This is a genomic window from Bradyrhizobium sp. USDA 4541 (assembly GCF_024171085.1).
Classification (GTDB): Bacteria; Pseudomonadota; Alphaproteobacteria; order Rhizobiales; family Xanthobacteraceae; genus Bradyrhizobium; species Bradyrhizobium australafricanum.
The window spans coordinates 6,245,049-6,268,871 of the sequence record NZ_JALJZF010000001.1; the positions used below are offsets into that span (position 1 = coordinate 6,245,049).

Annotated in this window: 21 protein-coding genes; 7 read left to right on the plus strand and 14 right to left on the minus strand. The window is 65.0% G+C overall.

The genetic code is table 11. The features are described from left to right. Window positions 1–4: 4 nt before the first annotated feature. The 6 genes from recJ to J2R80_RS29800 all read right to left on the minus strand — a co-directional run bounded on the left by recJ (window position 5) and on the right by J2R80_RS29800 (window position 6,995). The gene (gene recJ, locus J2R80_RS29775) at window positions 5–1,846 is read right to left on the minus strand and encodes a single-stranded-DNA-specific exonuclease RecJ (protein WP_253639863.1); all 1,842 of its coding nucleotides are present in this window, start codon (window positions 1,844–1,846) and stop codon (window positions 5–7) included. Between the two features lie 153 nt (window positions 1,847–1,999). After that, the gene (locus J2R80_RS29780; RefSeq protein WP_057018584.1) at window positions 2,000–2,719 is read right to left on the minus strand and encodes a haloacid dehalogenase type II; all 720 of its coding nucleotides are present in this window, start codon (window positions 2,717–2,719) and stop codon (window positions 2,000–2,002) included. Window positions 2,720–2,846: 127 nt separating this feature from the next. After that, the gene (glpX, locus tag J2R80_RS29785; protein ID WP_050420275.1) at window positions 2,847–3,845 is read right to left on the minus strand and encodes a class II fructose-bisphosphatase; all 999 of its coding nucleotides are present in this window, start codon (window positions 3,843–3,845) and stop codon (window positions 2,847–2,849) included. 79 nt (window positions 3,846–3,924) lie between these two features. Further along, window positions 3,925–5,244, minus strand: coding sequence for a homoserine dehydrogenase (locus J2R80_RS29790; protein WP_076828689.1), 1,320 nt, complete (start codon window positions 5,242–5,244; stop codon window positions 3,925–3,927). Window positions 5,245–5,282: 38 nt separating this feature from the next. Further along, window positions 5,283–6,503: an LL-diaminopimelate aminotransferase gene (locus J2R80_RS29795; protein ID WP_092083451.1), complete on the minus strand. Its 1,221-nt coding sequence runs from the start codon at window positions 6,501–6,503 to the stop codon at window positions 5,283–5,285. A gap of 216 nt (window positions 6,504–6,719) precedes the next feature. Continuing rightward, entirely contained in the window at window positions 6,720–6,995 is a 276-nt protein-coding gene (locus J2R80_RS29800; protein ID WP_057018586.1) for a hypothetical protein, read from the minus strand. 291 nt (window positions 6,996–7,286) lie between these two features. Between J2R80_RS29800 and J2R80_RS29805 the strand changes: the two genes are divergently transcribed. Both J2R80_RS29805 and J2R80_RS29810 read left to right on the plus strand, forming a co-directional pair. Beyond that, complete coding sequence (locus J2R80_RS29805) at window positions 7,287–9,095, plus strand: alpha/beta hydrolase (protein ID WP_253590335.1); 1,809 nt, start codon at window positions 7,287–7,289, stop codon at window positions 9,093–9,095. A 73-nt stretch (window positions 9,096–9,168) separates the two neighbouring features. Then, window positions 9,169–9,567 (plus strand): MAPEG family protein, encoded by a 399-nt coding sequence (locus J2R80_RS29810; RefSeq protein WP_076828695.1) that lies wholly within the window; start codon window positions 9,169–9,171, stop codon window positions 9,565–9,567. 50 nt (window positions 9,568–9,617) lie between these two features. Here J2R80_RS29810 and J2R80_RS29815 read toward each other — a convergent pair whose 3' ends face one another. The 6 genes from J2R80_RS29815 to J2R80_RS29840 form a co-directional block, all read right to left on the minus strand. Next, window positions 9,618–10,208 carry a class I SAM-dependent methyltransferase gene (locus J2R80_RS29815; protein ID WP_253590336.1) on the minus strand — a complete coding sequence of 197 codons (591 nt, stop codon included), beginning with the start codon at window positions 10,206–10,208 and terminating at the stop codon, window positions 9,618–9,620. Window positions 10,209–10,222: 14 nt separating this feature from the next. After that, complete coding sequence (gene argC / locus J2R80_RS29820; protein ID WP_253639864.1) at window positions 10,223–11,203, minus strand: N-acetyl-gamma-glutamyl-phosphate reductase; 981 nt, start codon at window positions 11,201–11,203, stop codon at window positions 10,223–10,225. Between the two features lie 120 nt (window positions 11,204–11,323). Then, entirely contained in the window at window positions 11,324–12,370 is a 1,047-nt protein-coding gene (gene argC / locus J2R80_RS29825; RefSeq protein WP_253639865.1) for an N-acetyl-gamma-glutamyl-phosphate reductase, read from the minus strand. Further along, the gene (locus tag J2R80_RS29830; RefSeq protein ID WP_057018592.1) at window positions 12,367–13,041 is read right to left on the minus strand and encodes an FMN-binding negative transcriptional regulator; all 675 of its coding nucleotides are present in this window, start codon (window positions 13,039–13,041) and stop codon (window positions 12,367–12,369) included. The genes argC (J2R80_RS29825) and J2R80_RS29830 overlap by 4 nt, the downstream gene beginning before the upstream one ends. A 342-nt stretch (window positions 13,042–13,383) precedes the next feature. Then, window positions 13,384–14,373: an MBL fold metallo-hydrolase gene (locus tag J2R80_RS29835; RefSeq protein ID WP_057018593.1), complete on the minus strand. Its 990-nt coding sequence runs from the start codon at window positions 14,371–14,373 to the stop codon at window positions 13,384–13,386. Between the two features lie 148 nt (window positions 14,374–14,521). Next, on the minus strand, window positions 14,522–15,052 hold the full coding sequence (locus J2R80_RS29840) for a DedA family protein (RefSeq protein ID WP_028332199.1): 531 nt from the start codon (window positions 15,050–15,052) through the stop codon (window positions 14,522–14,524). 185 nt (window positions 15,053–15,237) lie between these two features. Between J2R80_RS29840 and J2R80_RS29845 the strand changes: the two genes are divergently transcribed. The 4 genes from J2R80_RS29845 (at window position 15,238) to J2R80_RS29860 (ending at window position 19,779) form a co-directional block, all read left to right on the plus strand. After that, window positions 15,238–15,606, plus strand: a complete 369-nt coding sequence (locus J2R80_RS29845; RefSeq protein ID WP_057018594.1) for a hypothetical protein — start codon at window positions 15,238–15,240, stop codon at window positions 15,604–15,606. A gap of 126 nt (window positions 15,607–15,732) precedes the next feature. Continuing rightward, window positions 15,733–17,793, plus strand: a complete 2,061-nt coding sequence (gene parE / locus J2R80_RS29850) for a DNA topoisomerase IV subunit B (protein WP_168858808.1) — start codon at window positions 15,733–15,735, stop codon at window positions 17,791–17,793. A gap of 226 nt (window positions 17,794–18,019) precedes the next feature. Then, window positions 18,020–18,811, plus strand: a complete 792-nt coding sequence (locus J2R80_RS29855; protein WP_253639866.1) for an outer membrane protein — start codon at window positions 18,020–18,022, stop codon at window positions 18,809–18,811. Between the two features lie 197 nt (window positions 18,812–19,008). After that, window positions 19,009–19,779, plus strand: coding sequence for an SDR family NAD(P)-dependent oxidoreductase (locus J2R80_RS29860; protein WP_016842941.1), 771 nt, complete (start codon window positions 19,009–19,011; stop codon window positions 19,777–19,779). A 36-nt stretch (window positions 19,780–19,815) separates the two neighbouring features. Here J2R80_RS29860 and J2R80_RS29865 read toward each other — a convergent pair whose 3' ends face one another. Together J2R80_RS29865 and J2R80_RS29870 are read right to left on the minus strand one after the other, a co-directional pair. Next, window positions 19,816–21,060: an FAD-dependent oxidoreductase gene (locus J2R80_RS29865; RefSeq protein WP_200844619.1), complete on the minus strand. Its 1,245-nt coding sequence runs from the start codon at window positions 21,058–21,060 to the stop codon at window positions 19,816–19,818. Window positions 21,061–21,132: 72 nt separating this feature from the next. After that, entirely contained in the window at window positions 21,133–22,629 is a 1,497-nt protein-coding gene (locus J2R80_RS29870) for a caspase family protein (RefSeq protein WP_141341088.1), read from the minus strand. Window positions 22,630–22,859: 230 nt separating this feature from the next. On the opposite strand from J2R80_RS29870, the gene J2R80_RS29875 reads away from it, so the two are divergent. Next, window positions 22,860–23,813, plus strand: a complete 954-nt coding sequence (locus J2R80_RS29875) for a helix-turn-helix transcriptional regulator (protein ID WP_253608765.1) — start codon at window positions 22,860–22,862, stop codon at window positions 23,811–23,813. Window positions 23,814–23,823 lie beyond the last annotated feature (10 nt).

The window sequence follows — 23,823 nt, forward strand, 5'->3', positions numbered from 1 at the left end:
TTTCTTATCGGATCACCGTCGGGCCCTGATCCGGCACCGCGACGTCGAGGACACGGAATTGCACACGTTCGGTGCCTTGCCAACGGTCGACCGCAAGAGAGCCCGCCACGTGCAATTGCTGGCCGCGATTTTGCGTCAAGGCGCTGCCGAGCTTCTGTCCGACGGAGCGGAAGGCGATACCGTTGACGATGGAGCCGTCGCCGGACTTGAAACGCAGCCGCAGATGCGCCTGCCCGACCTCGTCGGCATAGACCAACTGATGCGACGGCAGCGCGATCACCGGCTCCGGATTGGCGCTGCCGAACGGGCCAGCACGATTGAGCGTCGCGGCGAACTCCGGCGTCACCGCGCGCGCGGTTACGGCGCCGTCGATGAACAGCTCGTTCTCGTGCCGCGAATTGGCGACGTCGGCCGCCAGCGCGCTCTCCATGTAAGCGCGGAATTCGGCGAGCTTCTCCTTGCGCAGCGTGACGCCGGCCGCCATCGCGTGCCCGCCGCCCTTCATCAAAAGGCCGTCGTGCACCGCCTGCCGCACCGCCTTGCCGAGATCGACGCCGCCGATCGAGCGGCCCGATCCGGTGCCGATGCCGCCGGGCTCCAGCGCGATCGCGAACGCAGGACGCGCGAACTTCTCCTTCAGCCGCGCCGCCACAAGCCCGACCACGCCGGGATGCCAGCCTTCCGCCGCGGTGACGATGACAGCGCCCTTGTCCTCGAGCCCGAGCGAAGCCAGCGCCTCGGCCTCGGCCTGCGCCTCGGCCGCCTGCTCGATCACGCGCCGTTCGGCATTGAGGCGATCGAGCTCGGCCGCGATCCGCGCAGCTTCCGAGATATCGCCTTCGAGCAATAGCCGCACGCCGAGATCGGCGCGCCCGATCCGGCCGCCGGCATTGATGCGCGGTCCCAGCATGAAGCCGAGATGCCAGGCCTCCGGCGGGCCGTTCAGGCGCGCGACATCCATCAGCGCGGTGTGGCCGACATGGTCGCGGCGACGCATCGCGATCAGGCCCTTGGCGACGAAGGCCCGGTTGAGCCCGATCAGCGGCGCGACGTCGGCCACGGTGCCGAGCGCGACGTGATGCAGCACGCTGAGCAGGTCCGGCTCCGGCATCTCGCCGGTCCAGAAGCCGCGCTGGCGCAGTTCGCGATTCACCGCGACCAAGGTCACCAGCACGAGGCCGACCGCTGCGAGATGGCCGAGCCCGGAGAGATCGTCGGGCCGGTTCGGATTCACCAGTGCATCGACCTCGGGCAACACATCGCCGGTCTGGTGATGATCGATCACGACGACCGACATCCCGAGCTTCCTGGCTTCCGCCAGCGGCTCGATGCTGGTGGTGCCGCAATCGACCGTGACCAGCAGCGTCGCGCCCTTCGCCGCCAGCGCACGCACGGCGTCGACGTTCGGCCCGTAGCCTTCGAAAATGCGGTCGGGAATGTGGATCAGCGGGTCCAGCCCGCAGTGGCGCAGATGCCAGGTCAGCAGCGCGGCCGAGGTCGCACCGTCGACATCGTAGTCGCCGAAGATCGCAACCTTCTCGCCGCGCACCGCGGCATCCGCGATGCGCTTGGCCGCGTGCTCCATCTCGGTGACCGTGTGAGGATCCGGCATCAGCTTGCGGATGGTCGGGTCGAGGAAGTCGGGAACCTCGTCGATCCCGACGTCGCGCCCCGCCAGCACGCGCGCCAGCATTTCCGGCAATTGATAGCGCTGCACGATCGCGAGCGCCCGCGCCGCCCCGCGCGCATCCAGCCGGTCGCGCCAGAGTTTTCCGGTCAGCGACCGCGTCACGCCGAGGAACGCCTGTGGCGCCTCGACGGGCAGTGCGGATGCGTGCAGCGTCATGAGCCCTTCCGAACAGAGCGTTTTCAAGCGAAGTGGGCACCGGTTCGCGTGAAGAAAACGCGTCAAACAAAAATCCGGAACATCGGTCCTGATCCAATCAGGGCCGATGCGTCCGGCAGGAATCGTAACGCTTCGATGATTTGTGGACCAGTTCTAGCAGCCCATTCGGCTGGCGATTTCCCCGAAATCCTTGGCCACGATGTCCCACTCGCCGGTGGCCTCGAAATCGTACTTCTGCAGCGGACCGTATTCGGTCGGACGCGCCACGAAGGCGGTCTTCAGGCCGAGCTTCTGCGCGTGCTTCAGGTCGTAATTGTGGGCGGCGACCATCATCACCTGCTCCGGCGGCAGGCAGAGCAGCTTCGCGGCGCCGAGATAGGTTTCCGGATCGGGCTTGTAGTGCTCGAACAGTTCGGCCGACATCACGAGGTCCCAGGGCAGGCCTGCGAACTTCGCCATGTTGGTGAGCAGCGCGACGTTGCCGTTGGAGAGCGGCGAGATGATGTATTTGGTCTTCAGCCGGGTCAGGCCGGCGACGCTGTCGGGCCACCCGTGCAGGCGATGCCAGCCCAGCGTCAGATGCTGCAAATCGGCCTCACTCAGCCCCTTGATGTCGAATTGCGCGACGAGTTTTTCCAGCGAGCGGCGGTGCAATACGTCGAGGATGACGTAGCCGTTCTGCGGGTTCTTGCGCACCTCGTCCATCGAGGCCGCATAGACCGCGCGCCAGCCGTCGACCAGCGCCGTCCAATCGGCCTTGATACCGCGCGTCTCGCCCCATCTGGTGAAGTCGTTGATCAGGCTGGTGCGCCAGTCGACCACGGTCCCGAACACGTCGAACACCAGCGCCTTGACCCCGGACAGATCGGACATGCGCGTCTCCCTTGTTGTTGTTTTTGGTCCGTCGTTCCGGGGCGATGCGAAGCATCGAACCCGGAACCTCGAGATTCCGGGTTCGCGCTTCGCGCGCCCCGGAATGACGGTTGTTGTAGGCTCGTCCTCAATCCAGGTGGAATTTCTCAAGCTGCCGATGTTCGGCCTTGATGTAGCGCACGGTGCCGGTGACCGAGCGCATCACGACCGTCTCGGTCTCGATCACGTCCTTCTTGAACTTCACGCCGGTCAGCAGCGAGCCGGTGGTGACGCCGGTAGCGGCGAACAGGCAGTCGCCCTTGGCCATGTCCTCGATGCCGTAGATCATCTTCGGATCGGTGACGCCCATCTTGTGCGCGCGCTCGCGCTTCTCCTCGGTGTCGAGGATCAGGCGGCACTGCATCTGGCCGCCAATGCAGCGCAGCGCGACCGCCGCGAGCACGCCCTCGGGCGCACCGCCGGTGCCGATATACATGTCGACGCCGGTCTCATCAGGCTTGGCGCAGTGAATGACGCCGGCGACGTCGCCGTCGGTGATCAGCTGCACGGCAGCGCCGGTCGAACGCACGCTGTTGATGATGTCGGCATGGCGCGGACGATCGAGCACCAGCACGTTGATGGCGGTCGGGTCGACGCCCTTGGCCTTGGCGAGCCGGCGGACATTGTCGGCCGGCGGCGCGTCGAGTTCGATCACATTCTTGGCGTAGCCCGGGCCGATCGCGATCTTCTGCATGTAGACGTCGGGCGCGTGCAGCAGCGTGCCGCCATCGGCCATCGCCATGGTGGCGATCGAGCCCGGCATGTTCTTGGCGCACAACGTGGTGCCCTCGAGCGGGTCGACCGCGATGTCGACCTTGGGGCCGGCATTGAGGCCGACCTTCTCGCCGATGAACAGCATCGGCGCCTCGTCGCGCTCACCCTCGCCGATTACGACCGTCCCCTCGATCGGCAGCTTGTTGAGCTCGCGCCGCATCGCGTCGACCGCGGCCTTGTCGGCGGCCTTCTCCTGGCCGTGGCCACGCAGCCGCGCGGCCGACACCGCAGCGCGCTCCGTCACGCGCACGATTTCGAGCGTCAGGATGCGCTCGAGCAGCATCTGCGGCGGAACGGAAATATGGGTCGACATCGGCGTACTCCTTAAGCCTCTGGGACAGGCCAGCCTGCCCGCATCAATCGTCTCACGCCCGACCCGTTCAGGCCATGCGCTAGTTTTTCTCGATCCGGATCACCTGCGGCCGGCCGCTGATGACCTTATCGCGCTGCACTGCGGCCAGCGCACGATGCACGGCATCCTCGCTGGTCGCATAGGTAATCAGAATGACCGGGACCGGTGAAGGTTTTTTGGCCGCACCGTTCACATCGACGCCATCCGGGTGCCGTTGCACGATGGATTCCAGAGATATCTTCTGTTCCGCCAGCCGGGTGGCGATTGTTGCGGCAGTGCCTGCAAGATCACGCGCCATCAGGCGGATATAATAGCCACCCTCATGGCGTTCCATCGGCGCCTTGGTGGTCTCGCGCAACCGCTCCACCGGACGGCCGAACGGCTTGGCGCGGATGCCGCGGGCGACGTCGGCGATGTCGGCGACCACGGCGGAGGCCGTCGCGCCGCCGCCGGCGCCGGGTCCCACCAGCGTGATCGGCGGAATCCCCTCGCCGTCGATCGCGACCGCATTGGTGACGCCCATCACCTGCGCGATCGACGATGATTTCGGCACCATGGTCGGGTGCACGCGCTGCTCAATGCCCTTTGCCGTGCGCACCGCGACGCCGAGCAGCTTGACCCGGTAACCGAGTTCCGCGGCGGCCTTGAGGTCTTCCGGCGTGATCGAGGAGATGCCTTCGACGTAAACCGCGCTTTCCGCAACCTTGGTTCCGAAGGCGAGGCTGGCCAGGATCGCGAGCTTCTGCGCGGTGTCGTGACCATCGACGTCGAACGACGGGTTGGCTTCGGCATAGCCGAGACGCTGGGCGTCCTTGAGACACTCCTCGAACGACAGGCCCTCCTGCTCCATCCGGGTCAGGATGTAATTGCAGGTGCCGTTGAGGATGCCGTAGACGCGGTTGACGCTGGTGCCCGCGAGGCCCTCGCGCAGCGTCTTGATGACCGGGATCGCCGCACCGACCGCCGCCTCGAAATTCAGCGCGCCGCCGTGCTTTTCGGCAGCCGCGGCGAGACGCAGTCCATGCTTGGCGATCAGCGCCTTGTTGGCGGTGACGACCGACTTGCCGGCCTTCAGCGCGGTCTCGATCGCGGACAGCGCGGGATCTCCGGCGCCGCCCATCAATTCGACGAAGCAGTCGATATCGGGATCCTCGGCGAGCGCCTCGGGGCTCTTCGCCCAGGCGATGCCGCGCAGGTCGAGGCCACGCTTCTTGGCTTTCGAGCGCGCCGTGACTGCGACGACGCGAACGCCGCGGCCGCTGCGCTCGGCCAGCGCCCGTCCTTGCGTTTCGATGAGGCGGACGACATCGGCACCGACGGTGCCGAGCCCCGCTATGCCCACGTTCAGGGGTGCGACCATGGATTTAAGGGACCTGGAGATTAAGCAACCTGGAAGGATTAGCGTCGGTTGGCGAGAGGAACGACGTTGTGCAACGTTTCGATGCCGCTTTCAAGGAAGCGGCGCACACCGCGCGCGGCCTGCCGGATGCGCTGCTCGTTCTCCACCATCGCGATGCGGACATAGCCCTCGCCATGCTCGCCGAACGCAACGCCCGGCGACACCACGACACCGGATTTCTCCACCATCAGGGTCGCGAACTGCATGCTGCCGACCGCCTCGAACGCCTTGGGCAGCGGCGCCCAGGCGAACATCGAGGCTTGCGGCGGCGGAATGTCCCAGCCCGCGCGGCCGAATGACTCGACCAGCGCATCGCGGCGCTTGCGGTAGGTGTCGCGCATCTCGCGGATACAGTCGTCGGGACCGTTCAGCGCCGCGGTCGCCGCCACCTGGACCGGCGTAAACGCGCCATAATCGAGATAGGATTTGACCCGCGCCAGCGCCGCGATGATCCGCTCATTGCCGACCGCGAAGCCCATGCGCCAGCCGGCCATCGAGAACGTCTTCGACATCGAGGTGAACTCGACGGTGACGTCGATCGCGCCGGGCACCTGCAGCACCGATGGCGGCGGATTGTTCTCGTCGAAATAAACCTCGGCGTAGGCGAGATCGGACAGGATGAAGATGTCGTGCTTCTTCGCGAACGCGACGAGGTCCCTGTAGAAGTCGAGGTCCGCGACATAGGCGGTCGGGTTCGACGGATAGCAGACGATCAGCGCAATCGGCTTCGGGATCGAATGGATGATCGCCCGCTCGACCGCCTCGAAGAACTGCGGCGTCGGCTCCGAGGGCACCGAGCGGATCACGCCGCCCGCCATCAGGAAGCCGAAGGCATGGATCGGGTAGCTCGGATTGGGGCACAGCACGACGTCGCCGGGCGCCGTGATCGCCTGCGCGACGTTGGCAAACCCCTCCTTCGAGCCGAGCGTCGCAACCACCTGGGTGTCGGGGTTGAGCTTGACGCCGAAGCGGCGCGCATAATAGGCGGCCTGGGCCTTGCGCAGGCCGTTGATGCCGCGCGAGGCCGAGTAGCGGTCGGTCCGCGGCTTGCCCAGCGTCTCCTTGAGCTTCTCGATCACATGCGGCGGGGTCGGCAGGTCCGGGTTCCCCATGCCCATGTCGATGATGTCGGCCCCGGCGTTGCGCGCGGCCGCCTTGGCCTGGTTGACCTTCTCAAAGACATAAGGCGGCAGACGGCGAATGCGGTAAAAATCTTCCATGGGACCCTTGCTCCGACAACCGCGATGCCAGAATCGACCCCCTTGGCGTAGTTTGCGGAAGCCGGCTCGGCCTCTGACAGAAATCGCACTGAATCAATGACTTAGAGCGAATTCAGGCGCACGATCTGGGGGCTGCGGCCGGATCTGCGGTTGAACTGGGTTTCTTTTAGCACGGACACCGGGCGGCGCCAGCGCTGATCGGCCGTTTGTCGGGCGCTACTTCCCGCTTTGGGCAGCCGTCGAGGCCTGGCGCGCGCGCGCGGCAATCAGCTCCTGCTCGATCTTGGCCTGGTCCGCCGGCTTGATCGTCGGGTCGGCGCGGTCGGGCGGAAGATCATGGACCGGCAGGTAGCCGGCGGCGTCCTTCTCGCGCGCCGGCGCATCGGCCGGCATCGTCATATCGGCGATCGTGCTCGAGCACCCGCTCAGCGCCACCAACGACGCGAGCAGCACTGCGGCCGCGAGCCCCCTGTTCATTCGATCGATCGGCATGCGCCGAATTGTCCCCAACAAGCTAGCGCGCACGTCGCACGTTGCCGACACGGGTCGCACTGGTACGAGCCTTGCAGCGTCCCCGCTGCGTTAATTTCGACTTTAGCGTTTCAAACCATTGTCGCCCGAAACGCTTAAAGCGGGAACACCAAAAGCGCCCCCTGAGGCTTCAATATGACGGAACAAAGATTTTTTCTCGCACCGCAACAGAGCGAAATGCTGGATTTTGACTGATTTGCGTTGCCGCACCGCGCGATGACGCCCTCCAAACGACGCGATATTGTACCTCAGATGAGCAACGTTAGTACCGACACCCAGGCCACCCCGAAATTCAACGCCGAAGCCTTCGCCATGAACATCGCGCGGGCGATGGAGAGCAGCGGCCAGGCGCTGGCAGCCTATCTCAAGCCGCGCCAGACCGGAGAAGTCCGCGACAAGCCGCCGAATGAGCTCGGTGAGGTCATCAAGACCTTCAGCGTGATCGCCGAATACTGGCTGTCCGACAAGGAGCGCGCCTCGTCGCTGCAGATGCAGCTCGGCAAGGACTATCTCGATCTCTGGGGCTCGGCGGTGCGCCGCATGGCCGGCGAGGCCGATGCCAAGCCGGCGATCGCCCCGGCCCCGCGCGACAAGCGCTTCCAGGATCCGGAATGGAAGTCGAACCAGTTCTTCGACTTCATCCTGCAGCTCTATTTGCTGACCTCGAAATGGGCGCAGCAGCTGGTCCATGACGCCGACGGGATCGATCCTCACACGCGCAAGAAGGCCGAATTCTACGTCCAGCAGATCACCGACGCGCTGGCGCCGTCGAATTTCGTGCTGACCAATCCGGAGGTGCTGCGCGCCACCGTCGAGACCAATGGCGACAATCTGGTGCGCGGCATGAAGATGCTGGCCGAGGATATCGAGGCCGGCCACGGCACGCTGCGGATCCGCCAGTCCGACTCGAGCAATCTCGAGGTCGGCGTCAACATGGCGACGACGCCGGGCAAGGTGATCTTCCAGAACGAGCTGATGCAGCTGATCCAGTATTCGCCGGCGACCGAGAACGTGCTGCGCACGCCGCTGCTGATCGTGCCGCCCTGGATCAACAAGTTCTACATCCTCGATCTGCGCCCCGAGAAATCCTACATCAAATGGTGCGTCGACCAGGGCATCACGGTGTTCGTGATCTCCTGGGTCAATCCGGACAAGGAGCTCGGCAAGAAGACCTGGGCCGACTACATGACCGAAGGCCCGCTGACGGCGATGGACGTCATCGAGAAGGTCACCGGCGAGATGAAGGTGCACACCGCCGGCTATTGCGTCGGCGGCACCCTGCTCGCCTCGACGCTCGCCTATCTCGCCGAGAAGCGCCGCCAGCGTGTGACATCGGCGACGTTCTTTGCCGCGCAGGTCGACTTCACCCATGCCGGCGATCTCCTGGTGTTCGTCGACGAAGACCAGATCTCGGCGCTCGAACGCGACATGCAGGAATCCGGCGTGCTCGAGGGCAGCAAGATGGCGATGGCCTTCAACATGCTGCGCTCGAACGACCTGATCTGGTCGTATGTCGTGAACAACTATCTGAAAGGCCAGACGCCGTCCTCGTTCGACCTGCTGCACTGGAATTCGGATGCGACGCGGATGCCGTCGTCGAACCACTCCTACTACCTGCGCAACTGCTATCTGGAGAACCGCCTGTCGACCGGCACCATGGTGCTGGACAACACGCTGCTCGATCTGTCGAAGGTGAAGGTGCCGGTCTACAACCTCGCCGCCCGCGAGGATCACATCGCGCCGGCGGAATCGGTGCTCTACGGTTCGCAGTTCTTCGGCGGCCCGGTGAGATATGTGCTGTCCGGCTCCGGCCATATCGCCGGTGTGGTCAATCCGCCCGCGTCGAACAAGTACCAGTACTGGACCAACGACAACATCAAGGACATGAAGCTCGCCGACTGGCTGAAGGGCGCCGAGGAGCACAAGGGCTCGTGGTGGCCCGACTGGCGCGGCTGGCTGGAAAGCCATGACCCGGAGACGGTCCCGGCGCGCATGGTCGGCTCCAACGGCACGCAGGTGCTCGAGGACGCCCCGGGCAGCTATGTCCGCGTCCGCGCGTAGCGCCAACTCTTCCGCTCAGCTATAAACAGACGGTCCCGACGGTCGGGAATCGAATTCACGTGAGGGGGAGACGATGACGCGCGAACTGTTCTGGCTGTCACTGACGGTGATCCTGACCGGGCTGTTGTGGATCCCCTACATCATCAACCGCTGCCAGGTGCGCGGCCTCTCCGCCGCCATGGGCAACCCCTCGCGCAACGACAAGCCGCACGCGGAATGGGCCAACCGGCTGATGTTCGCCCATGACAACGCGGTCGAGAACCTCGTGATCTTCGCGCCGCTGGTCCTGATCCTCAACGCGGCCGACTATTCCACCAAATGGACCGTGCTCGCCTGCGCCGTCTATTTCTGGGCCCGCGTCGCCCACCTGATCGTGTACACGCTCGGCCTGCCGGTGTTCCGCACCCTGGCCTTTACGGTCGGCTTCCTCGCCCAGGCGGTGCTGGCGCTCGCGATCTTCAAGGTCCTCTGATCCAGATATTCCCGCCGGTTGCGGCGACAGCCGCGCCGGCGCGGCATCAACTAGCCGCCCTTGCGCACCACGATGTGCAGCATCGTCGCGGGCGCCTCGTCAAAGCTCTTGATCTCGCTGGTGTCGGACGAGACTTGCGTCCACGCCCCTGACGCGGCGTAGGTCGCAGCGAGCCAGTCCGCCGCGGGATAATTGTAGTAGCGGCCGATGCTGTCGCGGCCATCGCCATAGCCGATCTTGTAGCTCGCGTAGAAAACGCCACCGGGTTTCAGCGCCCGATGGATGCGGCCGATGATGTCGGCCAATTCGTCGCGCGGCACGTGCAGCAGGCAGGCGCTGGCCCAGACGCCGTCATAGGCTTCGCGGTCCTCGAGCTCATCGAACAGCATCGCCTCGACGGGATGTTTGATGCGGCGCGCCGCGACCTCGGCCATCTCGGGCGACCCGTCGGTCGCACGCAGCACAAAGCCTTCGGCGAGCATGACGGCGGCATGATTGCCGGCGCCGCAGCCGAGTTCGAGGATCGCGCCGCCCGGCGGCAGCAGCTTCAGAAAGCCGATCAGCCGGGTGGACGGGGCTTTCGCCCACCCGGCATAGGCCTCGGCATTGCGCCGATAGAACTGCAGCGTGGCGTCGTCCACGATCCGCGTCGCCGTCAGCTGTCGGCCAGCCCGAGCATCAGCCGCATGTTCTGGACCGCGGCACCCGAGGCGCCCTTGCCCAGATTGTCGAGCCGCGCGACCAGCACCGCCTGGTGGTGCTTGTCGCTGGCGAAGACGTAGAGCTCGAGCTGGTTGGTCTCGTTGAGCGCCTCCGGCTCGAGCCGCCCGCCCTTGGCGGCCTCGTTCTGCAGCGGCATCACCGAGACATATTTGCTGCCGGCGTACCATTTCGCCAGAACCGCTTGCAGATCGGTACCATCAGGCTTGCCCGGCAGCGCGTCGAGTTGCAGCGGCACCGAGACCAGCATGCCCTGCCGGTAGTTGCCGACCGACGGGATGAAGATCGGCCTTCGCGTCAGGTGCGAATAGAGCTGCATCTCCGGCACGTGCTTGTGCTCGAAGCCGAGGCCGTAGAGTTCGAAGGCCGGCGCCGAGCCGTCCTCGAAGCTGGCGATCATCGACTTGCCGCCGCCCGAATAGCCGCTCACCGCGTTGACGGTGACGGGATAATCCGCCGGCAGCACGCCGGCATCGACGATCGGCCGCAGCAGCGCGATCGCGCCGGTCGGATAGCAACCCGGATTGGAGACCTTCTTCGCGTTACGGATCTTGTCGGCCTGGTCGGGCGCGAGCTCAGGAAAACCGTAGGCCCAGTCGGGCGCAACGCGATAGGCCGTCGAGGCGTCGAGCACTTTCGGCGCGGCATTGCCCATCGTGTCGATCAGCGCCACAGTCTCCTTGGCGGCCTCGTCAGGCAGGCAGAGGATCACGAGATCCACCTCCTCCATCAGCGCGCGCTTGGCGCCGGCATCCTTCCGCTTGTCCTCGGCGATGTGCTTCACCGCAACGTCGCCGATCGAGAGCAGCCGCTCCTGGATGCCGAGGCCGGTCGTGCCTGAGCCGCCATCGACGAACACGGTGGCCTTGGTCGCACCGCTCCTGGTTTTCGGTTGGTTGGTGTCGGTGAGGGTCATGGCACGTTCCTTTCGAGCTCGTTCGTTTCGTTTAACACATCTGGCCGCGCCTGCGCCGCCAACGGGGATGAGCAGTTATCCTTAGATTGAGCGCCCCTCGCCAGCGACAACAACCCCCGCTCATGGAAACAGCGCGATCTGCTCCAGTCCGGTGGTTTCGGGCAAGCCGAACATCAGGTTCATGTTCTGGATCGCCTGTCCGGCCGAACCCTTCACAAGATTATCGAGCGTCGAGAGCACGATGGCGCGGTTCTTGATCCGGTCGGCGACGACGCCGATCTGAACATAATTCGAACCACGCACGTTCTGCGTCTGTGGCAGCACACCCTTCTTCGTCACATATACGAACGGCTCGTTGGCGTAGGCCCTTTCCAGCTCGGCGCGCAAATCGTCCGGCGTAGCCCCGTTGAGCTTGACATAGGATGTGCAGAACTCACCCCGCGCCATCGGAATGAGATGCGGGGTGAAGTTCACCGTCACAGCCGAGCCAGCGGCCGCGCCAATCTCCTGCTCAATCTCCGCCGAGTGTCGATGGCTTCCGATCGAATAGGGCGACAACCCTTCGCCGGCCTCGCTGAACAGCGTGTTCTGCTTCAGTCCGCGTCCGGCGCCGGTGACGCCCGACTTTGCGTCGATGATGATGTCGTCGACGTCAATCAGCTTTGCCTTCGCCAGCGGAACAAGCGCCAGCAGCACCGCCGTCGGATAGCAGCCGGGACAGGCTACCAGCCGCGCGGCCGTGACCTCCTCCCGGTAGAGTTCGGTCAGCCCATAGACCGCCTCGTCCTGCAATTCGAGCGCCCGGTGCTCATGCCCGTACCATTGCGCGTAGCTGTCTTTGTTGCGCAGCCGGAAATCCGCGGACATATCGAGGATCTTGATTCTGGGATTGGCTTTCAGCACCGCGGCGATGATCTCTTGCGTCGTCCCGTGCGGCAGTCCGCAGAACACGGCATCGAGCCGCGTCCAGTCGACCTTTTCCCATTCCACGAGTTTTGGCAGGTCGAGCATGAAGAAGTGAGGAAACACCTCGCTCATCGTCTTGCCGGCATGGGTGCTAGCGGTAAGCGCGGTGATTTCGGCATTCGGGTGCCGCGCCAACAGGCGCACCGCGTCGGCGCCGGTGTAGCCGGACGCGCCCAAAATTCCGATTTTCTTCTTCGTCATTGCTCGCTCCTCGGAAGCGTAGTCATCTCGGTCTGTATCAGCGCGAAAGCCTGCGGGCGCACCTCGCGCATCAAGGCCGCGATGTCTTGGGCACCGGCTTCGGCCTGCAAAGCGAGCGTGTTGCCGACCGCCGCGAAATCGGTTTCAGACTTGTGCTGGTTCAGCTTGAAGCTGCCCTCCACCTCTTCCACCATCATCTCGAGACCCACGATGGCCTTCTTCATGGTTTCCAGCCTCGCGGCGGTCATCTTGCCCGACACCCACGGCTTTTTCGGCAGCAGCCGGTCCTCGAACTTGGCGCTCAGCGCGTCGATCTGAACGGCAAGCTCGTCATCCGACAACGTCCGCACCGGCCCGGTCAGATGCACCGCCTGATAGAGCCAGGTCGGCACCTGATCGGGTGACACGTACCAGTCCGGCGAAACATAGGCGTCGGCGCCGGTAACGGCCAGCAGCCAAGGTGACCCGCCCGCCAGCTTTACCAGCGGATTGTGACGGGCAACATGAAACAGCGCCCGCGGCGTCCCGTCGGCGGCGTAAGTCAAGTAGAACGGGAGCGCGGAGGCGATCGGCTTGCCGCCATCCCACGCGCAGGCCATGCCGAAACCACGCGCTTCCGCGAAGGCAAGGCTCGCGGCACGGTCAGGCTTGAAGGGCGGTGGCGTATACATGGTCAAAGCTCCTGCATGACGAAGGAGCCGCCAGATCGAACCGCGTGTCTTTTTCAGGAGAGCGCCGCGGGATCGGGTCCGGCGGCAGAGGCGATGGTCTTAAACGCGAGCGACCGCCCATACCGCGATAATGCGGCGGCGGCGGGCAATGATGATGGTCGCGGCGTTGATCATGGGCGCGGCTATAAGGCCGCGCCCCCTTGACGTCAAGATTTGCTTTCGTCATTCCGGCGCGCGCGCCTTGCGCGCGAACCACAGATGCGCAATTGCGCATCGGGGAATCCAGAGGTTGCGGCGCGAGATTCCGGGTTCGATGCTTACGCATCGCCCCGGAATGACACCTTAAATCGCCGGATTCCACGGTGCCGGCACGACGCGATAGCCGCTGCCGTCCTTCACCACATGGCCGAGGCCCGGGAACGGATAGTGGAAGCCCTGCACCTGGAGCCGCTCGGCAACCACCATGTCGTAGATGCGCCGGCGGGTCTTCTCCGCCACGTCGCCGTCCTGGTCGAAGAACGCATGCCAGCCGGGGTTGGTCGCGAACAGGTTCGGATTGTTGGTGACATCGGACTGGATGAAGACCTTGTCCGGGCCCGAGGCCAGCACGTAGGAGGTGTGGCCCGGCGTGTGGCCGACGGTCTCGACCGAGGTCAGGCCCGGCGCGATCTCCTTGCCCCACTCGTACGGCGTGACCTTCTTCTTCAGGCCGGCTTCGAAGATATTGCGGTTGTTCTTGAACAGGCCCTGCATGCGGCCGGCCGGCGCCCGGCTCATCTCGCCGTCGTCCATCCAGAACTTCCACTCGGTCGCCGGCACCAGCACCTCGGCATTCGGGAATGCCGGCGTGCCTTCGGCGGTCAAGAGGCCGTTCACGTGGTCGCCGTGGAAGTGCGAGATCACGACCATGTCGACATTCCTGGGATCGAAGCCGGCGGCGACGAAATTGTCGGCGAACAGGCCATTGGCGCCCTTCGTGCTGGCCTTCGCCAGCGCGCCATTGCCGGTGTCGATCACCACCAGCTTGCCGCCGGTGTTGAGCACCAGCGGTGCGAACCAGATCGTCATCATGTCGCGCGGCATGAACGCCTTCTCCAGCGCTGCGTTGACGTCGTCCCGCTTCGCATTGGGGATGAAGGAGTCTTCCAGCTTGAAGACATTCTTGCCATCGGACACAACGGTGACGAGGATGTCGCCGACCTTGTAACGATAGAAGCTCGGCGCCTGCTTGTCGGCAACCGGCGCCACAGCGCCCGCAGGAACGGTTGATAGCAACGGTGCGGCGGCGATGCCGGCAGCGCCGGCGAGAGCATGACGTCGTGTCAATTCCATGTGCTGTCCTTCCAAGTGAAACTGCGCCCGATGAATTCGCGCCCGGTGGGCGCGGTTGTATCAGCGTTTCGATACTCGCGCGATGCCGACAGCTCGAGCGGCCACCCTCCCGCCTAACCCCTGCAGGTCGGCCTTATTCCGGAGCTTGCTACACCACCCGCCACACCCACTCGATGGCATGGGCAATGACGTCGCCGAACAGCAGCAGTGCCGCCGACCAGACCAGCGCGGAGACGAAATTGGCGATCTGGAATTGCCAGTACGACATCTCGAAAATGCCGGCCGCAAGCGGCACCGAGGCGCGCAGTGGACCGAAGAAGCGGCCGATGAAGATGCTGGGCACGCCCCAGCTCTTCACGAAGGCCTCGCCCCGCGGCAGGATCTCCGGGTAGCGCGACAGGGGCCACATCTGCGCGACCTGCTCCTTGTAGCGATAGCCGAACCAGTAGGAGACCCAGTCGCCGAGCGCGGCACCAACGCCGCCCGCGATCCAGATCGGCCAGAAGCTGATCCCGCTGACGCCGATCAGGGCGCCGATCGCGACCAGCGCGCCCCAGGCCGGAACCAGCAATGAAATGAAGGCGAGCGATTCAGCGAACGCCAGCAGCATGACGATCGGAGCGGCCCAGGCCTGGTGGTGCCGCACGAATTCGGCCAGGGCCCGCGCAAGGTCTTCCATCTCGTCGTGTGCCTTCCCGCTCCGTTGAACCTCGAATGAACCTTTCTAGCGGCACGCAGCCTAAGAACAGGTAAGCCAGCCGATTGCGTGACATCAAGTCACAAAGGCGGGGATCGACCGTGATTTCCCGTAAGGCCCCTGAGGTCCAGGTTGGCATCTCCCTCACAAGAAAAAGGAATTACTGGATGATCGGATCGCTGATGATGTGCGTGAGCGTTCTCGTCCTGCTGTTCGGAATGCTCGCGGGCATCGCCATGGGTATCCAGCACGACTTCACGTTGGGACCGGCGCATGCGCATCTCAATCTGGTCGGCGGCGTGCTGCTGTTCCTGTTCGGCCTCTACTACCGGCTGGTGCCGGAAGCGGGCAGCATGCTGCTCGCCAGAATCCAGGGCTGGCTGCATATCGTCGGCGGCGTCCTGTTCCCGGCCGGCGTGGCCGCCGTGCTGCTGAAGGGACCGTCGTTCGAGGCGGCGCCGATCGTCGGGTCACTGCTGGTGGTCGCCGCCATGGCCCTGTTCACGGTCATTGTAATCCGCACCTCGCAGGCGTAATCGCGGTTTCCTATCTATGGGGATGGCCGGGCTCCAGGGCGCGGCCGTCCCCATTGGCAGCCCATCCGTGGCATAGTCAGAGCAACCGATTCGCCGCGCCGTGACCGGCGCGTCACTTGAAGAACCATGGCCAAATCATTGAAGTCGAACGCCAAAAGTAAATCTGCCGACGATCTGTTCGGAGCCCCGGAACCGAAGGGACGCGCCCCGGCGAAGGCTGCTTCGCGATCCGCTGGAAGCGCCGAAGCCGGCTATACGGCGGCTGACATCGAGGTGCTGGAAGGGCTGGAACCGGTCCGCCGGCGCCCCGGCATGTATATCGGCGGCACCGACGAGAAGGCCCTGCACCACCTGTTCGCCGAGGTGATCGACAACTGCATGGATGAGGCGCTGGCGGGCCACGCCACCTTCATCGACGTGGAGCTGACCGCCGATGGCTTCCTGACCGTGACCGACAATGGCCGCGGCATTCCGGTCGACCCGCATCCGAAATTCCCGAAGAAGTCGGCGCTCGAAGTCATCATGTGCACGCTGCACTCGGGCGGCAAGTTCGACTCCAAGGTCTACGAGACCTCGGGCGGCTTGCACGGTGTCGGTGTCTCCGTGGTCAACGCCCTCTCCTCGCGGCTCGAGGTCGAGGTTGCGCGCAGCGGGCAGTTGCATCGCATGACCTTCGAGCGCGGCCACCCCAAGGGCAAGCTCGAAGACCTCGGCAAGGTCAGCAACCGCCGCGGCACGCGCATCCGCTTCAAGCCGGACACCGACATTTTCGGCGCCAAGGCGGCTTTCAAGCCGCAGCGTCTGTTCAAGATGACGCGCTCGAAGGCCTATCTGTTCGGCGGCGTCGAGATTCGCTGGCACTGCGACCAGGAGCTCCTGAAGGGCGTCGAAGACGTCCCGTCGGAAGCCAAGTTCCACTTCCCCGGCGGACTGAAGGATTATCTGGCCGCGGCGATCCACGCCGATACGCTGGTGCATCAGGATATCTTCTCCGGCAAATCCGGCCGCAGCGGCGCGCATGGCGCCTGCGAATGGGCCGTGGCCTGGACGGCCGATGCCGACGGCTTCCTGTCGTCCTACACCAACACGGTGCCGACGCCCGATGGCGGTACGCATGAATCCGGCCTGCGCAGCGCATTGTTGCGCGGTCTGAAGGACCACGCCGAACGCGCGGGCCAGGGCAAGCGCGCGGCGTCCATCACCTCGGAAGACGTGATGGTGGGCGCGGCCGTGATGCTCTCGGTGTTCGTGCGCGAGCCTGAATTCCAGGGCCAAACGAAGGACCGCCTCGCCACCGCCGAAGCGCAGCGCATCGTCGAACAGGCGATGAAGGATCCGTTCGATCACTGGCTGTCAGGCAATCCGAACCAGGCCAACCGGCTGCTCGATTTCGTGATCGATCGCGCCGAGGAGCGGCTGCGCCGCCGCCAGGAAAAGGAGACCGCGCGCAAGACGGCCGGCAAGAAACTGCGTCTGCCCGGCAAGCTCGCCGACTGCTCCGACGCCGGTACCGAAGGCTCTGAGCTCTTCATCGTCGAAGGTGACTCGGCCGGCGGCAGCGCCAAGCAGGCGCGCGACCGCAAGACGCAGGCCGTGCTGCCGCTGCGCGGCAAGATCCTCAACGTCGCCTCTGCCGGCAAGGACAAGCTGACCGCCAACGCGCAGCTCTCCGACCTCGTGCAGGCGATCGGCTGCGGCACGCTCGCGCATTACCGCGAAGAGGATCTGCGCTACCAGCGCATCATCATCATGACCGACGCCGACGTCGACGGGGCGCACATCGCATCGCTCCTGATCACCTTCTTCTACCGGCAGATGCCGCGGCTGATCGACGAAGGGCACCTCTATCTGGCGGTTCCGCCACTCTACAAGCTGAAGCACGGCACCAAGTCGATCTACGCCCGCGACGACGCGCACAAGGACGAGCTGCTGAAGAGCGAGTTCAACGCCAACGCCAAGGTCGAGGTGAACCGCTTCAAAGGCCTCGGCGAGATGATGCCGGCGCAGCTGAAGGAAACCACGATGGATCCGGCCAAGCGCACGCTGCTGCGCGTGGTGCTGCTGGCCGACGATCGCGAGGGCACCGCCGACTCGGTCGAGCGGCTGATGGGCACCAAGGCCGAAGCCCGCTTCGCCTTCATTTCCGACAAGGCCGAATTCGCCAGCGACGACCTACTCGACGTCTAGGCCCAACCGATTGATCTGAAATGAATTTCCGGCCGCCCCCAGATTGGGGCGGCCGTTGCCATTTTGCCCGTTCGGAGAGCCCCAGTGGCTTCGTTTTCGGCCGGATGTGTCTCACCAGCAACAGCATTTCCGGCGGAACCACGTATAGTTCGACCATGAGTTTCGGGAATCGGTGCCAGCGCACTCCCCTGAGCGACCTGATCGAACGCTAGTCGAGGATTTGGATATGAAGAAGATTTTGCTCGCTCTGACCGTGGTTGCTGCGATGACGGCATCGGCGTCGGCTGCCGATCTGGCCGCCCGCCCCTACACCAAGGCTCCTGCCCCGGTTCCGGTCGCTCCGAGCTGGACCGGCTTCTACATCTTCGGCGGCGGCGGCGGCGGCGTCTGGGATGCTGACACGGGCGTCCAGTCGACCGTTACGGGTGCGCCGATCCTTGGCTTCAACCAGCGCCAGGGCGGCGATGGCTGGTACGGCACCGTCGGTGCCGGTTATGACTGGCAGACCGCCAACAGCTGGGTCATCGGCGTGTTCGCCGACGGTCAGTTCGGCAGCCTGAAGGGCACCATCCAGGATCAGGGTCCGTTCGTCGCCGGCAACATCAAGAACGACTACAGCTGGGCGGCTGGTGCGCGCCTCGGCTACCTGATCGCGCCGAACGTCCTGTCCTACGTCAACGCCGGTTACTCCAGCTCGCACTGGAAGGGCACCACGCTGTTCAACACCGCGAGCGCGCTTCCCTCGGGTCTGCACACCAACGACTTCGATCGCGGCGGCTGGTTCGTCGGCGGCGGCGTCGAGAACAACCTGAACATCTTCGGCATCACCGCGCCGGGCTGGTTCATGAAGACCGAGTATCGCGCCGCTTACTACGACAACAAGAACATCTCGGAGCTGGTCGACGGCACCAACATCTCGAACGGCCGCGACATCACCTTCAAGCCGCTTGTCCAGACCATCAGCACCTCGCTGGTCTACCGTTTCAACTGGACCGGTCCGGTTGTCGCCAAGTACTGAGCTGCGTACTGATCCCTGCTGAGATAGCAGACCAAAAGCCCCGGCATTGTCCGGGGCTTTTTTGTTGCCCGAACGTCATGGAAATCGCCCGACGCGCAAGCCCGCCGGCGCAGGGCGGATCGGCTGTAGCCGATCTGGTCAGCGCCGTGACGATCGGGCACTCTCGCGCCCGGTTCAAACCTCGGCGGACAACAACAATGAAAAACGGACAGTTTGATCTCTCGGGCCGGGTCGCCATCGTCACCGGCGGCAATGGCGGCATCGGGCTTGGCATGGCGCGCGGCCTGGCGGACGCCGGCGCGGCGGTTGCCGTGGTCGGCCGCAACGAGGCGAAGTCAAAGGCCGCCGTCGAGGATCTCGGCAAGCGCGGCGCCAAGGCGATCGCGGTGGCAACCGACGTGACCGACAAGGCCGCCGTCGCGGCCATGGTCGAACGGGTCGTTCGCGAGCTCGGCCGGATCGACATTCTCGTCAACAACGCCGGCATGAGCATCCGCAAGCCTCCGCACGAGCTCGAACTGGAGGAGTGGAGCAAGGTGATCGACACCAACCTCACCAGCGCGTTCATGTGCTCGAAGGCGGCTTATCCGGCGCTCAAGGCGTCGGGGCACGGCAAGATCATCAATATCGGCTCGATGATGTCGATCTTCGGTGCGAGCTTCGCCGCGGCCTATGCCGCGAGCAAGGGCGGCATCGTGCAGTACACCCGCGCCTGCGCCAACGCTTGGGCTCCCGACAACATCCAGGTCAACGCCATCCTGCCCGGCTGGATCGATACCGACCTGACCAAAGGTGCGCGCCAGCAGGTGGCCGGGCTGCACGAGCGCGTGCTTGCGCGCACGCCGGCGGCACGCTGGGGGGCGATCGACGACTTCGCAGGCATCGCTGTGTTCCTGGCATCGCCCGCGTCGGACTTCGTCACCGGCACCGCGATCCCCGTCGACGGCGGCTATTCGGTGATGGCCTGAAAACACGGGCGCTCTTCCGGTCGCGCGGCGCGCAGTTCAGCCCGCGGCCGGCGAATGCACGTGCTCCGGCCGCACCCCGATAGCGACCAGACGTGCGGTGAGGCCCTGCAGCCAGGGCATTGCCGTGATCAAGCGCAGCGCCAACGGCACCGGCTGATCCCCGGCCTTCAGCGCCGCGCTGATGATGTTGTTCTGCGCAATCACCTGCATGCGCTGTGTCACGCGCACCGGGAATTCGCGGCGCCGTCGCACCGCATCGAGTTCGTCTTCCGACGGCACGCCGTGAAAGAGCTTCGCCGCCAGGATGTTGGCGGTCGCGACCGCATCCTGCACCGCGAGGTTGACGCCGACGCCGCCGATCGGCGACATCGCATGCGCGGCGTCGCCGATGCAGAGCAGGCCGGGACGGGTCCAGCGCGTCAGGCGATTGATCGCGACCGTGAGCAGCTTGACGTCGTCAAAGCTCTTCACGTCGGCAAGGCCGGCCTTGAGGATCGGCGCCAGCCGCAGCACGTCGTCGAGCAGCGCCGGCAATCCCCTCGTCTTCACCGCCTCGTATTGGCCCTTGGCGATCACATAGGCGCATTGCCAGTAGTCGCCGCGATCGAACGTCACCATCATCTTGCCGTGCTCGACGCGGGCGAACAAATTCTCGGTCTCATCCGGACGCCGCCCGACGCGAAACCACAAAACGTCCATCGGCGCGCCGATCTCCTCGACGTCGAGGCCGGCGCGCTCGCGCACGATCGAATGACGTCCGTCGCAGCCGACGGTGAGATCCGCCTCGATCTCGACCGGGCCGTCGAGTGTGTTCGCGTGCACGCCCGCGACAGCATCGCCGCGCCGGATCAGATCGGTCGCCTCGGCCTTCATCAGCACCTTCAGCGAGGGGAAGCGCTTGCCGCTCTCGCGCAGGTAATTGAGGAAGTCCCACTGTGGCATCATCGCGATGAAGGGGTATTTGACGCTGAGGCGGCGGAGATCGGCGATCCGCACCGAGGTGCCGCCGAACATGCCGTCGAGCGTCTGGATGTCCTGATGCGGCAGCTTCAGGAAGCCGTCGATCAGGCCGAGTTCGTCCATCACCTGCAGGGTCGACGGATGCACGGTGTCGCCACGGAAGTCGCGGAAGAAGTCGGCGTGCTTCTCCAGCACCACGACATCGACTCCGGCGCGTCCGAGCAGATAGCCAAGCATCATGCCGGCCGGCCCACCACCGACCACGCAGCAGCGCGCCCTGATCTGACGCGTGTTCGGCCCTGCCGGATTGCCTGCATCCATGATGCCGTCCTCACCGCTGCCTCGCCCCTCAGAATCCGATTGTAACGCGGATCTGGCGGCAAGGATGCAAGGCTATCGCCTGAAGGTCTTGATTTCCGACACGCTGCCGTCGCGATAGGTCAGCTCGACCGAGACCGCCCTGGTCTGCGGCGCAAGCTTCAGATAAGGCTGCGCGTCAGACGGGATCGCGCTGGGATCGCGCGAATTGCAGGATGGCATCTTCAGGACCTTGTCCGGCACCGCGGTGTCGATGCCGATGCGCACCTCGCGGATCGCGCAGCGATACGACATCAGGTGCGTATAGTAGACCAGCAGCCCGTTGAACTCGCGGAATGACAGCCAGCTGGTCGCGGTCATGTCGAGGATCTTGCGCTGGTCGCGGATCAGCGCGGCGTCGGGATCGAACTTGATCGGGAACGGCCCCTGCATCATGCCTTGCGTATCGACATAGCGAATCTCGATCGTTGCGGCCGGCGCATCGGCCGGCAGCTCGACCGACGGATTGGGCATCCGCTTGCGCGTGCGCGGATCGAGCGTGTCGATGAAGCCGGTTTCGCGGAAATCGCCGCTGTCGCCGATCCGCCAGGAAATCCCGAGCGTCGGATCGGCGATCGAGAACACCACGGTCCAGCCGCCATTGTGCCGCGAGAAGCTCGCGATCGGCGCGTTGATCGAATCCTCCTTCGGCAGCTTCGGCACCGCGACCGGCGGCAGCGCGGCCACCTGCTGCGGCGGCGCGGACGGCTTGGTCGCCTCGGCCTGCCCCTTCGCGATCCCGTTCAGGAAGACATCGTCGACCATCTGGTCGAAATAGACCGGGATCTGCTTGTGCTTCACGGTCTCGGCCATCTCACTGACCAGGCGCCGCGTGCGCTGCGCGACCTGCACGAGATTCTCGCCGGGCTGCAGCAGCTCCTTGGCGAAGGTCCGCGTGAATACCGAATTGGGATTGGCATCATCGTTCGAAAGACGGTCGAGCGCGGTCTGGCGCGGCCCCGCCGAGAACACCGAGAACACGCCCTCCGGCAGTTGCGTCATCGGCGCGAGGCCACCGCCGCCGGCGACCGCGCGCGTGCCGGCGCGCTCGAACGGATTGTTGCGGCAGGCGTCGAACACCAGGATCGAGGTGCGCGCCTTCTTGTTCTGCAAGCGCTCGACGATGCGGTCGGCGAGAACAGAGGCGTCGCGCACCAATTCCTCCTGCCCTTCGGTGGCGGCCGGCACGTCGGTCGGTAGCAGGAAATTCTGGCCGGCGATCTCGAAGCCGTGGCCGGCATAGAAGAAGAACGCGGTATCGCCGGGTTCGACGGCGCGGTCGAACGCGAGCAGCGTCTCGGAGAACGCCTGCCGGTTGAGGTTCTCGGCTACCATGACGCTGAAGCCGAGCTGCTTCAGCGTGTCGCCCATGGTGCGGGCGTCGTTGACCGCCTTCTGCAGCCTGGGCACGTTCCTGTAGTCATTATTGCCGATCACCAGCGCGACGCGCTTTTCGGCCTGGGCGGGTGCGGCCGATGCGACAAATGCAACCGCCCAAAGGATCGCCGAAAGTCTCGAAAGCCAGCTCTTCATCCCGTTTCCCCGCCTGCACGACAAATGCGCCGCCCGTGCGACCGCCGTCTAATAGTCGGACCAGCCGTTTCGCCGGTTCAAGGCCGGCCGCGGACGGCCGTTCCGGCCGGCCACGCCAGGCCGAAATGAGGGATCCGATTTGTCTTAGGTCAAGTTTCTTTTTACGGCCCGCGTGATAGATTCGAAGCTCCATCCGGTTCGAGCTCTCCGCACGTCGCAACGGCTTTTCCGTGCACACATGGTCTACTGATCAAGTCGATCCCAAGGATCGCTTCGACTATTGGCGCGAGGTCCGCGCCAAGGGGCTGTTCGGCGTCACCGCCGAGTTGGAAGCCGACCGGCGCCGCGACTTCTTCGGCGAGTTCTCGCTGCGCAAGCTCGGCGATGCCGGGCTGGTCGAGCTGCGGGCCTCGCCGTACCGCGTCGAGCGGCGCACGGGCGACATCGCCGATGCGGCCAGCGACAGCCTGTGCATCTACCAGCAGCTTGGCGGCGGCGGCTGGTTCGGCGGCGCGCGGCTCGATGAATTTGCCGTTCGCGACGGCATGTTCGCGACCAGCTATTCGGACCTGCCCTATCGCACTGTCCCCCTGCACGATGACGGCTTCCACCTGCGCATCATCAAGGTCCCGGTGGCCAACATCGTCCCGCCGGGCGCCGAGCTCGGCGAACTCGTCCCCAGGCCCGTGCAGGATGAGACCGCGCTGCGGGCCCTGCTGGAAGCATGCTTCCGCGACCTCATCGAAAGCAATGATGCCGCGGCGGCGGGCACAGCGCCGACGGTGCAGGCGCTGGCGCATATCGCGCTGATCGAGCGCGGCATCATGCGGCCGAAGAGCCGGCTCGCGCAGCAGGCCTTGCGAACCGCCCATTTGTCGCTGGCCCGGCGCCTGATCCGACGCCACCTGGCGCGTGCGGCGCTGTCGCCAACCCTGATTGCCGGCCTGCTCGGCATCTCGGTCCGTCATCTGCACATTCTGTTCGAGGAAACCGAGATGAGCTTCTCGGAGACCGTCACCGCGCTCCGGCTCGAACAAAGCCGCCGCCTGCTCCGCGAGCAGCCCAGGCAGACGATCGCCGAGGTCGCCTTTGCCTGCGGCTTCGAGAGCCTTGCGACGTTCTACCGCCTCTTCAATGCATCCGAATCCATGACGCCGGGCGACTATCGCGCACAAACGGCCTGAGCGCCCGTCC